Annotated in this window: 14 protein-coding genes; 5 read left to right on the top strand and 9 right to left on the bottom strand. The window is 31.3% G+C overall.

The window, feature by feature from the left end:
- Window positions 1–20: 20 nt before the first annotated feature.
- The 3 genes from rpmA to BM549_RS10055 all read right to left on the bottom strand — a co-directional run bounded on the left by rpmA (window position 21) and on the right by BM549_RS10055 (window position 1,636).
- Window positions 21–281: a 50S ribosomal protein L27 gene (rpmA, locus tag BM549_RS10065; RefSeq protein WP_013869859.1), complete on the bottom strand. Its 261-nt coding sequence runs from the start codon at window positions 279–281 to the stop codon at window positions 21–23.
- A gap of 41 nt (window positions 282–322) precedes the next feature.
- Entirely contained in the window at window positions 323–976 is a 654-nt protein-coding gene (gene rplU, locus BM549_RS10060) for a 50S ribosomal protein L21 (RefSeq protein WP_290470143.1), read from the bottom strand.
- 180 nt (window positions 977–1,156) lie between these two features.
- Window positions 1,157–1,636 (bottom strand): DUF4199 domain-containing protein, encoded by a 480-nt coding sequence (locus BM549_RS10055; protein ID WP_290470142.1) that lies wholly within the window; start codon window positions 1,634–1,636, stop codon window positions 1,157–1,159.
- A 189-nt stretch (window positions 1,637–1,825) separates the two neighbouring features.
- Between BM549_RS10055 and BM549_RS10050 the strand changes: the two genes are divergently transcribed.
- Entirely contained in the window at window positions 1,826–3,148 is a 1,323-nt protein-coding gene (locus tag BM549_RS10050; protein WP_290470141.1) for a pitrilysin family protein, read from the top strand.
- 92 nt (window positions 3,149–3,240) lie between these two features.
- Entirely contained in the window at window positions 3,241–5,289 is a 2,049-nt protein-coding gene (locus BM549_RS10045) for a pitrilysin family protein (protein WP_290470140.1), read from the top strand.
- Between the two features lie 49 nt (window positions 5,290–5,338).
- Here BM549_RS10045 and BM549_RS10040 read toward each other — a convergent pair whose 3' ends face one another.
- Window positions 5,339–6,235 carry a DMT family transporter gene (locus BM549_RS10040; RefSeq protein WP_290470139.1) on the bottom strand — a complete coding sequence of 299 codons (897 nt, stop codon included), beginning with the start codon at window positions 6,233–6,235 and terminating at the stop codon, window positions 5,339–5,341.
- A gap of 106 nt (window positions 6,236–6,341) precedes the next feature.
- Here BM549_RS10040 and BM549_RS10035 point away from each other — a divergent pair, with 106 nt between their 5' ends.
- Window positions 6,342–6,743, top strand: a complete 402-nt coding sequence (locus BM549_RS10035; RefSeq protein ID WP_013869853.1) for a heavy metal-associated domain-containing protein — start codon at window positions 6,342–6,344, stop codon at window positions 6,741–6,743.
- Window positions 6,744–6,800: 57 nt separating this feature from the next.
- On the opposite strand, the gene gldD is transcribed toward BM549_RS10035, so the two are convergent.
- From gldD to mutY, 4 genes are all read right to left on the bottom strand, one after another.
- Complete coding sequence (gene gldD / locus BM549_RS10030; protein ID WP_290470138.1) at window positions 6,801–7,439, bottom strand: gliding motility lipoprotein GldD; 639 nt, start codon at window positions 7,437–7,439, stop codon at window positions 6,801–6,803.
- A 46-nt stretch (window positions 7,440–7,485) separates the two neighbouring features.
- On the bottom strand, window positions 7,486–8,790 hold the full coding sequence (locus tag BM549_RS10025; RefSeq protein ID WP_290470137.1) for a gliding motility-associated protein GldE: 1,305 nt from the start codon (window positions 8,788–8,790) through the stop codon (window positions 7,486–7,488).
- 27 nt (window positions 8,791–8,817) lie between these two features.
- Window positions 8,818–9,255: a single-stranded DNA-binding protein gene (locus BM549_RS10020; protein WP_013869850.1), complete on the bottom strand. Its 438-nt coding sequence runs from the start codon at window positions 9,253–9,255 to the stop codon at window positions 8,818–8,820.
- A gap of 93 nt (window positions 9,256–9,348) precedes the next feature.
- Entirely contained in the window at window positions 9,349–10,389 is a 1,041-nt protein-coding gene (gene mutY, locus BM549_RS10015; RefSeq protein WP_290470136.1) for an A/G-specific adenine glycosylase, read from the bottom strand.
- Window positions 10,390–10,525: 136 nt separating this feature from the next.
- Between mutY and BM549_RS10010 the strand changes: the two genes are divergently transcribed.
- Window positions 10,526–10,816 carry an HU family DNA-binding protein gene (locus tag BM549_RS10010; protein WP_013869848.1) on the top strand — a complete coding sequence of 97 codons (291 nt, stop codon included), beginning with the start codon at window positions 10,526–10,528 and terminating at the stop codon, window positions 10,814–10,816.
- Window positions 10,817–11,190: 374 nt separating this feature from the next.
- Complete coding sequence (locus BM549_RS10005; RefSeq protein ID WP_290470135.1) at window positions 11,191–12,735, top strand: ribonuclease E/G; 1,545 nt, start codon at window positions 11,191–11,193, stop codon at window positions 12,733–12,735.
- An 81-nt stretch (window positions 12,736–12,816) separates the two neighbouring features.
- Here the strand turns inward: BM549_RS10005 and BM549_RS10000 are convergent.
- Window positions 12,817–13,057 (bottom strand): OmpA family protein (locus BM549_RS10000; protein WP_290468774.1); only part of this gene is annotated, 241 nt, incomplete at its 5' end.

Here is a 13,057-nt window from a genome sequence, read left to right as displayed (position 1 = left end):
TTTTTTAGGATAAAAAATTCCTAAGCCTCAAAAGGCTCAATAGAAACATAAGACTTGTTGTCTTTTTTCTTTGTGAATTTTACAAGACCATCAACTTTAGCATGTAAAGTATGATCTTTTCCTTGGTATACATTTTCACCTGGGTGATGTGTATTACCTCTTTGTCTTATGATAATGTTACCAGCAATAGCAGCTTGACCACCAAAAATTTTAACGCCTAAACGTTTCGATTCTGATTCTCTACCATTCTTCGAACTACCAACTCCTTTTTTGTGAGCCATGATCTTAAGGTTTTATATTGTTAATATTAAAGCGGTTGCTATTAAGCTTTACCACCATCTAATTCGTCTTGCCATTTCTTTAACTCATCCCACTTACCTTCAGCAGCTAATTTAGCTTGTGCTGGCCAAGTATCTGTTACGTGGTTTCCACGAACATCTGCGATAATTTCAGAAATTTTTGCAGCATCTGTTTTTGCTAATTCAGCAAAAGTTGAAATTCCTGCTTCTACTAATGTTGAAGCAATTTTAGGTCCAATACCTTCAACTTTCTTCAAATCATCAGCTTTTCCTGTTGCTTTTTTAGCAGCAGGTTTAGCTTCTGCTTTTGGTGCAGCAGCTTTAGTTTCTTTTTTTGGAGCAGCTTTTTTAGCTGGCTTAGCTCCTGAAGCTACAATGTTTTCAATTATGATTTCAGATAAAGCTTGTCTGTGTCCATTCTTAACACGGTAACCTTTTCTTCTTTTCTTTTTGAAAACAATAACTTTCTCACCTTGAAGGTGTCTTAAGACTTTTGCACCTACTAGTGCTCCGCCTATAGCTGGGGCGCCTAAAGTAACATTGTCACCATCACCAATTAAAAGAACATTATCGAAATCTACTTTCTTACCTTCTTCTATTGCTAAACGGTTAACAAAAACTTTTTGGTCTTTTTCAACTTTAAATTGATGCCCTGCTATCTCTACAATTGCGTACATAGCGTAACGTTTTTATTAATTTGTTATATAAATAAATGCACTTTCTTCTCAGAAAGCGGATGCAAATATACTTCTATTTTATTAATCTACAAACGTTTTTTACAAGGGATTTCTATTATTTTAAAGATAAAAAAATCTGAAGGTCAATTAATTATAACAATTACAACTTTTAAAATTATATTACGAAACCTTTTTTAAAGGCATTTCTTTATTAGCCTCTACTATGTTTCTACTTTGCTTAAATAATTGCATACAAGTTAAAGTTAATACTACAGAGGTTGCAAAACCCATAATAGCAACAACAAAGGTTACTAAGCCAACACTTACATTATAATCGTTTTTAAACACCTCTAATAGGCTTGCTAAAAAATCTGGATTTACTTCTGTTGCATAGAGCAAAAAGAAAATTGTAAAAATTATAGTTGCTAAAAAACCTGCAACAATTCCTACGGTAAAACCTCCAGTATAGCTAAATTGTTTTCCTTGTTCTAATTTATAATATCTAATGGTTTCATAAATACCAAAACCTACAATAATACCGTTACCCAAACTAAATGCTGGATGCGTATGTAGTTCAAAAAGTGATAGTACTAAAAAAAAGGCAATCAATAATGCACTAATAACGATGCCAAAACGTATTGGTAGAGTTAAGTTTTTCATATTCAGTATGTTTTTGGTTTGTAATACCTATAAATTTCGGAAAAAAACATTCTATTTTTTATAATTCATTGTTAAAATTTAACATATTTAAAGAACTAACTATTATCTAACATGGTATTTTTGTTACAAACCTGTAACATTTTATAAAGGTTATAGACTCATACTACATTAACAAAAACAATCATCACAATGAAAAAAAATTTATTCTCATTAGCTGCTTTGCTTTTAGTTGGTTTAACAGCTAATGCTCAAGAGGTTAAGTTTGAAGAGTACGATTTAAGTAACGGCATGCACGTTATTTTACATCAAGACAACACCGCACCAGTAGTAACAACTTCGGTTATGTATCACGTAGGTGCAAAAGATGAACACCCAGAACGCACAGGAATGGCACACTTTTTTGAGCACCTTTTATTTGAAGGAACAAAAAACATTGAACGTGGCGAATGGTTTAAAATTGTAACTTCTAACGGCGGAAGTAACAATGCAAATACTACAGATGACCGTACATATTATTATGAAATTTTCCCTTCTAATAGCTTAGAATTAGGCTTGTGGATGGAGTCTGAACGTTTAATGCACCCAATTATTAATCAAATAGGTGTTGATACTCAAAACGAAGTTGTAAAGGAAGAAAAACGTTTAAGAGTAGACAATTCTCCTTACGGTCGTTTTATTGAGAATGTTAAATTACACATGTTCAAAAAACACCCTTATAAAGGAACAACTATTGGAAAAATGGCACATTTAGATGCTGCATCATTAGAAGAGTTTCAAGCATTTAACAAAAAATTCTATGTGCCAAACAACGCTGTTTTAGTAGTTGCTGGAGATATAGATATTCCTGCTACTAAAAAAATGGTAGAAGATTACTTTGGCCCAATTCCAAGAGGTGAAGATATTGTACGTAACTTTCCAAAAGAAGACCCTATTACAGAAACTATAAGAGCTAAGGCTTACGATCCAAACATTCAAATTCCTGCAATCATGGCTGCTTACAGAACGCCAGCAATGACAGAAAGAGATGCTTATGTTTTAGATATGCTTTCTAGTTATTTAAGTGATGGTAAAACTTCTAAATTATATAAAAAATTAGTTGACGATGAGAAAAAAGCATTACAAGTTGGTGCCTTTAACCAAAGTCAAGAAGATTATGGAACTTACATATTATTTGGATTACCATTAGGAGACGTTTCTTTAGACGAGTTATTAGCTGGTATTGATGAAGAATTATTAAAAGTTCAAAACGAATTAATTTCTGAAAGAGATTACCAAAAACTTCAAAATCAATTTGAAAATAACTTTGTAAACTCTAACTCTAGCGTTTCTGGTATCGCAAACTCTTTAGCAAGATATTATATGTTATATGATGATGTAAACTTAATTAACAACGAAATTGACATTTACCGTTCTATTACAAGAGAAGAAATTCAAGCCGTTGCTAAAAAATACCTAAACCCTAACCAACGTTTAGTATTAGAGTATTTACCAGAAGTTAAAGAAGAAAAATAATAAAAAACAGATCACTATATTTTTAAAATAATTTTTTTTAAAAAGAATTATGTAAAAGTTTATTGAAAAGTTTTAAAAAACAAATAATACAAATGAAAACAAAAATAACAGCGATAATAGCCTTGTTTTTATTATCAATTTCTGTAACTGCACAAATTGATAGATCTAAACAGCCAAAACCAGGACCTGCTCCAAAAATTACATTGGAAGTACCTGGAGAATTTGAATTAAAAAACGGATTAAAAGTTCTTGTGGTTGAAAACCATAAATTACCTCGTGTCTCTTATTCATTAAGAATAGATAACAAACCTGTAGTAGAAGGAAAAATAGCAGGTGTTTCTGGTATTTTAGGCGCAATGCTTGGAAACGGAACCACTACAATATCTAAAGACGAATTTAACGAAGAAATCGATTTTCTTGGTGCTAGATTAAGCTTTGGCTCTTCTAGTGCGTTTGCAAGCTCTTTAACAAAATACTCAGAGCGTATTTTAGAACTTATGGCAGATGCTGCAATGAATCCCTTATTAACAGAAGAGGAGTTTCAAAAAGAAAAAGAAAAAGCAATTGAAGGCATTAAATCTAGTGCTAAAAGTGTAGATGCCATTGCTAGTCGTGTAGGTAGTGCATTAGCTTACGGTAAAAAACACCCTTATGGAGAGTTTGTAACAGAAGAAACTTTAAACAATATTACATTAGACAATGTTCGTGCTTTTTATCAAGCAAACTTTAACCCTAATAATGCTTACTTAGTTGTAGTAGGTGATGTAGATTTTAGAACTGTAGAAAAACAAGTAAAAAAATACTTTAAAAACTGGGAAAAAGGTATCGATGTAACTAAAACAATACCTGAACCATACAAAAATGTAAATGCTACAGAAATTGATTTTATAGACATGCCTAACGCAGTACAGTCTAACATTTCTATTACAAGTAATGTAGATTTAAAAATGGGTGATGAAGATTACCATGCTGTATTAATTGCTAATAAAATTTTAGGTGGTGGTTTTAACTCGTACCTAAACATGAATTTACGTGAAGAGCATGGTTATACTTATGGCGCACGCTCAAGTGTTGGTACAGATCGTTATGGAGCATCTCGTTTTACTGCTGGTGCTTCTGTAAGAAACGCTGTTACAGATAGTGCTGTTGTACAAGCATTAAAAGAGATTAAAAGAATTAAAACAGAACCAGTTTCTGCCGAAGATTTAAAAAATGCCAAAGCTAAATATGTAGGTGATTTTGTATTAGCTTTAGAGCGCCCACAAACTATTGCTAACTACGCATTAAATATTAAGTTAAACAACTTGCCAAAAGACTTTTATAAAACATACTTATCTAAAATTAACGATGTAAGCACAGAAGATGTTAAGCGTGTTGCAAACAAATACTTTACTAGTGAAAAAGCAAGAGTTGTTGTTGTAGGTAAAGGCAGTGAAGTTATACCAAACTTAAAGAAAACTTACATTCCAATTAAATATTACGATACTTATGCAAGCGAAACTAAAGAGCCTGTTTTAAATATTGAAATGCCAAAAGATGCAAGTGTAGAAAAAGTACTAAACGCATATATTGATGCTATTGGAGGTAAAGCCGAATTAGCAAAAGTAAACTCGGTATTTATGACTGCTGAAGCTGAGTTACAACCAGGTGTTGTAATTAACTTAGAGATGAAGCGTACTACTAAAAATCAATTCTCTCAAGTAATTAACGTTATGGGTCAATCTCAAAAACAGGTTTTAGATGGTGATACAGGTTACTCATCTGCAGCTGGACAACGTAAAGACATGACACCAGAAGAAGTTAAAAAAGCTCAAATTGAATCTTCTCCTTTTCCAGAAGTTAACTGGTTAAATGGTGGTGCGACTTTAGAGAAAATTGAAATGGTTGATGGTGTAAAAGCCTACAAAGTAAAAGTTTCAGACGAGCAATCTAATTTTTATGCTGTAGATTCAGGATTAAAAATTAAAGAAGAAAGGACGTCTCCAGCAGGAACTCAGTCTACTTTTTATTCAGATTATAAAGAAGTTGCAGGTGTTAAGTTTGCTTTCAAAATTGGACAAACAATGGGACCTCGTAAATTTGACTTTAATGTTAAAGACATAAAAGTTAACCAAGGTGTTAGCGATGCAGATTTTGACTAATTAGTAAACACACTAATTAAATACTATTAAACCAACTTGAAATTAAATTTTAAGTTGGTTTTTTTTGTGTTAAAACTTTCTTTTTTCTGTTTGCTAAATACACACCAATTAAAATTATTAAAGTAGCAACACCTTGTAAAAGCGTGAATTTTTCGCCATCAAGCGTTCCCCAAATAAGTGCTACAATTGGCATTATATATGTAACTGAAGAAGCGAAAACAGGTGTAGAAATTTGAACCAAAGTGTTAAATAGTACTTTAGCTATTGCCGTACCAAAAAGAGATAATAAACTCACATAAAAAACCGAAACACCTAGTGTTGGGTTGCTAAAATTTTCAGTAGTAAAAAAATTAGTGAAAATTAAAACTATTAGCGCAGGTATAATTATAGCAACATAATTTCCTACTGCAATTGTTAACGGTTTTACATCTTGCAAATACCGTTTAATAATATTTACATTAGCAGCATACATTAAAGTTGAAGCAATTATAAAGCCAGCAAATAAATAATTTTGATCTGGGTTTAACTCGGCACCTTTTAAAATTAAAATTGCAGTACCAATAAAACCAACAACCACTCCTAAAATTTGACGTTTAGTAGACGTTATTTTGAAAACCGCCATTCCCATTAAAACTGTATTTAATGGCACTAGTGAATTTAATACAGAAACCACTGTACTATCTATTTCGGTTTCTGCAATTGCAAAAAAGAAAGCCGGTATAAATGAGCCTAAAAACCCAGAAACAGCAATCCATTTCCAATCTGTTTTTTGTATTGTTTTAATACGTTTGTATCCTACAATAAATAAAAAACATCCTGTAATAAGAGTACGCAATGCACCTAATTGAAACGGTGTTAAACCAATTAATGCTTTTTTAATTAAAATAAAGCTTGTACCCCAAATTATAGACAAAAGTATAAGGTATGTCCATTTTGATGCTTTCATAGGCGAATAAGTTGTTTTGATAGTGCAAAAATGGAATTTTTAACGCAATAAATAGATATAATTATTAGTTTTGTAATCTATATTCTAATAATTATAATTTATCCAAATGAAAAATATAAAACACTTAGTATTAATTGCGGTTATAGCATTAACAGCATTTAATTGTAAAAATGAAGCGCAACCAGAAGTAATGACGGTTGAAACTGCTACAGAAACTACTAAAACCGAAACTAAAGCTGCTTTAGATCCTAATGCAACTTATGCTAAAGCAGAATTTAAAATTGAAGGTATGACATGCGCAATGGGTTGTGCTAAAACTATTGAAAAGAAAATGGCTAAAATGGAAGGTGTAAAATTTGCATCGGTTGATTTTGAACGCGAATTAGCAATGGTTGAGTATGATGAAGCTAAAGTAAACCCAGAAAGTTTAGAAGAAACCGTAACTAACGTTGCAGATACTTACAAGGTGAAAGACATGAAAACTGTTGATGCTTTTTCTAAAGAATAATAGCTTTTACTAAACATAAAAAGCAAAAAAGCTTCTTCAATTACGAAGAAGCTTTTTTTAATTAATTATTTTCTGCTCTACTGTTTTAGGTTTGCTTAAATAGTTGCTTTCCTTCCACTGCAAACTCTCCATTATACGCCTTATATCTTTTTGTAGGTAATGCGCTGCTGGTAAAATAGAATCGTAATTAGGTTTAGCATAGAAATATAATGAACCTGTTAAAAAGTGATTAGTACTATCTGTCACATAAAATTGCGATTGTGACGCTGCATTACCACCAACATCGTAAAACATACCGTAAACTTTACGCTCTGGATTCTCGTAAACAAACTCTTCTATTACATCTGCTTTTTGCGTATGTTCCTGTGTGAAATTTTGCGCATCGCGAAGAAACGTTTTCAAATGTTCTGGGCTTTGCTCTACAGCTTTATAGGTTAAATATATTGTGCCTTTTAAATTAGGGTATTCTATATTTACACCATAACTGGTAGTTTCTCCTTTTAACGTTTTTGTTCTAATATTTTTACCTAATGCATTACGATCAAAAGTAAAAGGCATTTTAGTAATATCTTCGGTTTTATAAACAGCATCAGGATACTCTAGTGCTAAGAAGCCTTTTGGTTTTGGTGTTGGGTCTTCTTTACAGGCAGTTATTGTTACTAATATTAATAGTATATAAAAGAGGTTTAATTTCATAATTATTTTTAAAAACAGAACGCTGTTTTTTCAGTGTGATTATATTTTATGGTAACGTTATTTTTACGCGTTTTATTCTTTTTTTGTCAAGTGCTTCAATTGTAAAAATATAATTCTCAAATTTTATTTTTCCGCCTTGTCTTGGAAAACTTCCTGATATTTCTAAAATAAATCCTGCTATAGTTTCTGCTTCACCTTTATTGTCTTCAAAAACAGTGTCTTCTTCTAATTTTATAATTTTATAAAAATCTTTTAAGGTTGTTTTTCCTTCAAACACATAGTTTTTTTCATCTAATTTAGAATAATGCACATCTTCATCGTCAAACTCATCGCTTATATCTCCTACTATTTCTTCAATAATATCTTCTAAAGATACTAGGCCAGAAGTACCACCATACTCATCTACTACAACTGCTAAATGCACTTTTTTCTCTTGAAACTCTGCCATTAAATCGTCTAGCTTTTTATTTTCTGGAACGAAAAAAGGATCTCGTAAAAGGCTTGTCCATTTAAAATCATCTTTTTCTATATGTGGCAACAAATCTTTTACATATAAAATACCTTTAATATTATCTACATTATCTTCGTAAACTGGTATTCTAGAAAAGCCATTGGTAATTAACTCTGGTAAAATCTCTGCATAAGTTTGCGTTATATTAAGCGCAAAAATATCTAAACGTGGTCGCATAACCTGTTTAGTATCTGTATTGCCAAACGAAACAATTCCTTTTAATATTTTTTGCTCTTCTTGTGTTGTGTCGTCTTCACTTGTAAGCTCTAATGCTTGTGATAGTTGGTCTACACTTATATTTGATTTTTGTTTTCCTAACTTATTGTGAATTCCTAAAGTTATAGAACGCATTGGCACACTTAAAGGCGAGAATACAAAGTCTAATACACTTAATGGATATGCCATAAATGAAGCAAATTTTAAGCTATTTCTACTGGCATAAACCTTTGGTAATATTTCACCAAATAATAATATTAAAAAAGTTACTACAACGACTTCTAAAATAAACTTAACAATATCGTTTGTAACACTACCAAACATAAAGTCACCCAAATATGCAAAGAGAATTACTATTGCTATATTTATAAAATTGTTGGCTACTAATATTGTAGCTAGTAATTTTTTAGGTTTTTCTAAAAGCTTAGTTATTATTTGTAAGGCTTTAGGCGTGTTATTTTCTTCGGTTTCTAAATGTGCTCTAGTTAAAGAAAACAGTGCAACTTCTGCTCCAGAGATTAATGCTGAGCAAAAAAGCAAAACAAATAATGCTATAAAGCTAGGTATAACCGAATAATCGAATGAGGTAAATAATATAATTATGGACGTGGGTTCCGGATCCAAATGTGTGTGTTTTAGTTAATATTTAAATTAAAAAGGTAAATCGTCATCACTTGCCGCTTTACCTGGAGTTGTTGGTTTGGCTACTTCTGGTTTGGCTTGTGCGTTTGCACTTGCTGCTTCACTTTCTTTTTTTGTTGTTAAAAAAGTAAATTCGTTAGCTTGAATTTCTGTACTGTAACGATCGTTTCCAGACTCATCTTGCCACTTTCTAGTTTTTAAACGGCCTTCTATATATACTTTATCGCCTTTGCTTAAGTATTTTTCACAAATTTCAGCCGCTTTATTTCTTAATACAATATTATGCCATTCGGTATTTGTTACACGCTCGTTAGTAGACTTATTTGTATAGGTTTCGTTTGTTGCCAACGGAAAACGGCCAACACATCCACCACCTTCAAAATAATGCATCTTTACTTCATCTCCCAAATGCCCAATTAGCATAACTTTATTTAATGTTCCTGACATATTTTTTTATTTAATTGTAATAACAAAATTACATTTTTAGCAATTGATAATCTTAAATTTAATAAAAAAAGAAAACTATTTTACTTTAAAAGTCTAAAAATTAAAACTTTCAATAAAATTTTCTATTAATATAGGTACAGGAAAATCGTGAATCTCTTTTGTTGCTATTCCTTTAGGTAAATTTTCGTTTAAAGTTACAATCCAAAATTTTGTAAATAAATGTTGATGAGACAATTTATGTACTATGGGCGTTTCATTATACAAACTTACATTATAAACTTTTTCCTTAAGTTTAGTAAAGCTTTGAAGTTCTATCTCTATACTTTCTGTATTTATTTCTTTTGGCGTTTCAATTAATGGAAATTGGTATAGGTTTTGCCAAATACCTTTCCCTTTACGCTGCTCTAATAATGTTCTATTGTCTTTAGAGATAATAACAACAAAATTAAAATGCTTTTTCTTGACTTTAGCAGCTTTTACCTTTACAGGTAACTGTTCAATTTTATTCTTCTTTAAAGCTAGACAACTATTATTAAAAGGACATACTGTACAATCTGGACTTTTGGGTTTACACTGTCTTGCACCAAATTCCATTATTGCTTGGTTAAAGGTAGCAGGATTTTTTTTATCTATTAATTCTTGAGCTAAGGCTTTAAACACTTTAAAACCTTTACCTGTATTAATAGGTGTGTCTATATCATAAAGTCTAGCTAATGTTCTATATACGTTACCATCTACAACAGCGGTAACTTCATTAAAACAAATAGACGCAATGGCACTTGCGGTATAATCACCTACTCCTTTAAGTTTAATAATTTCTGAAAACGTATTAGGAAACTCTCCGTTTAGCTCATTCACTATATGCTTTGCAGAAGCATGTAAATTTCTAGCTCGTGAGTAATAACCAAGTCCTTGCCATAACTTTAACACTTGAGTTTCATTTGCGTTTGCTAAATCAAAAACAGTAGGAAAAGTAGAGGTAAATGCGTTGTAATAAGGAAGACCTTGCGTAACTTGTGTTTGCTGAAGAATAATTTCTGAAAGCCAAATATAATAAGGATTTGTAGTATTTCTCCAAGGTAAATCTCGTTTACTAACTAAGTACCAGTCTATTAATTTTTTTGTAAAATTCATTTAAATAATAACATTCGTCTACAAATGTAAATGTTTATAGCATTAAATTTTAATGAATTAGGTTTGAAATATTGAATAATTAATCCCTATATTTGCGCACCCTTAAAAGAATTATAAACGCAAATAAGAAAAGAAAATGACTAAAGCTGATTTAGTAGCAAAAATTTCTGAGAAATTAGGAATCGAAAAAGGAGATGTTCAGGCGACTGTTGAGACATTCATGGAAGAAGTAAAAACATCTTTAGAAGCTGGCGATAATGTATACCTAAGAGGATTTGGTAGCTTCATAATAAAAACAAGAGCTGAGAAAACTGGTAGAAATATTTCAAAAAATACAACTATTAAAATTCCAGCACACAACATACCAGCATTTAAACCTGCAAAAGTATTTGTAGAAGGTGTAAAAACAAATGTTGACGTAAAGTAATTATAACATAAACGAATTATTAATTTAAAACCCAAAGATCTTATGCCAAGTGGTAAAAAAAGAAAAAGACACAAGGTTGCAACGCACAAGCGCAAGAAAAGAAGACGCGCTAATCGTCACAAAAAGAAAAAATAATTCCAAAAAGTAGTTTTATAACTACTTTTTTGGTTTATTAAAAACAATGTTCTTTGAAAACGAACTTAATAAATAACACTTATAACCTTGAGTGTTAGTTAAGTTCTTCGGATTTTTTTATAAAATCCTGTGAATGCCTTAATATATTTAAGGCATTATTGCCTGGTAATATCTATCAGGCAAAAAAAGTATAATCCATCTGTTATTCTTTTATAGAATAATGGATTAAAATTAACAGTATGAACAAAGAATTGATTATTAGATCTAATTCAGACGGTGTTGATTTTGCCTTATTAAAAGATGGAAAACTAATTGAATTACATAAGGATGAAGATAGTAACAACTTTGCTGTTGGCGATGTGTTTATAGCCAAAATACGTAAAGCTGTTCCTGGACTTAATGCTGCATTTGTAAATGTAGGTTATGAAAAAGATGCTTTTTTGCATTATCATGATTTAGGCCCAAAAATATCTTCTCTTTTAAAATTCACAAAAAGTGTAAGCACAGGTAAATTAAATGACTTTTCTTTAAAAGAATTCCCATTTGAAAAAGATATTGATAAAGACGGTAAAATAAACAACGTCTTAAAATCAAATCAATCGATGCTGGTACAAATTGTAAAAGAACCAATATCTACCAAAGGTCCTAGAATAAGCTCTGAGCTTTCTATTGCCGGTAGATATATTGTTTTAGTTCCTTTTAGCGATCGTATTTCTATCTCTCAAAAAATAGAAGACAGAGCCGAAAAAGACAGACTTAAACGTTTGGTTAAAAGCATAACTCCAAAAGGTTTTGGAGTTATTGTACGCACGGTAGCCGAAGGCAAAAAAGTAGCCGAATTAGACAAAGATTTACAAAATTTGCTTGGTCGTTGGACTGCAATGTGTAAAAAATTGAATAAAGCACATCACCCTACTAAAGTATTAGGAGAATTAAATAAAGCCTCTTCAATATTAAGAGATATTTTTAATGATACTTTTACAGGAATAGTAGTGGATGACGAAGCACTTTACATTCAAATTAAAGATTACGTGCAAGAAATTGCACCAAAAAAAGAATCAATAGTCAAACTACATCAGTCTAACGTCCCAATTTTTGAAAAATTTGGAGTAGAAAGACAAATAAAAACCGCTTTTGGCAAAACGGTTTCAATGGCAAAAGGTGCCTATTTAGTAATAGAACATACTGAAGCACTACATGTTATTGATGTAAACAGTGGAAATAGATCTAATAAATCTAATTCACAAGAAGACACAGCCTTAGAAGTAAATTTAATCTCTGCAACAGAAGTCGCTAGACAACTAAGACTCCGCGATATGGGAGGTATAATAGTAGTAGATTTTATAGACTTAAACAAAGCTGAAAACAGAAAAAAACTCTACAATCATCTTCGTGATGAAATGAAAGATGATAGAGCCAAACACAAAATATTACCGCCAAGTAAGTTTGGATTGATTCAAATTACAAGACAAAGAGTAAGACCAGAAATGAACATCAAAACCAGAGAGGAAAACCCTAATGGCAATGGTGGCGAAGAGGTCGAAGCACCAATTGTATTGGTACAAAAAATTACTCAGCAACTTGAACAACTATTTAAAAAAGACTTTAAAAAGGTGACTTTAAACACACACCCTTTTATAGCAGCCTTTTTAACAAAAGGTTTTCCATCTATTCGTTCAAAATGGTTTTTTGAACATAAAAAATGGGTCAAAATTCAACCTAGAGATGCTTACACATATTTAGAATATCATTTTTTTGATAAAAATGGTAACAAAATTAAATAATTAAAAAGCCGCAACTTACGTTGCGGCTTTTTGTTTTTAGTTGATTTAGTGTTTTAAACACTTCATTTCTTATTTACACTGTTATTTTTTAGGTCCACCACTTAAAATTTTAAACTCACTTCTACGGTTTAATTGGTGTTGCTCTTCAGTACAATTAGTACCACAGTCTACTGCTAATTCTCTTTCTCCTTTTCCTGCTCCAGAGATTCTTGTAGCGTCTATGCCTTTTGATATAATGTATTGTACTGTTGTTTTAGCTCTTCGGTCTGATAATGCATCATTATATTTGTTTGATGCTCTTATATCTGTGTGAGATGTCGCG

The organism is Lacinutrix sp. MedPE-SW (assembly GCF_001874145.1).
Taxonomy (GTDB): Bacteria; Bacteroidota; Bacteroidia; order Flavobacteriales; family Flavobacteriaceae; genus Lacinutrix.
This window is presented reverse-complemented; position numbering and strand designations above follow the sequence as displayed.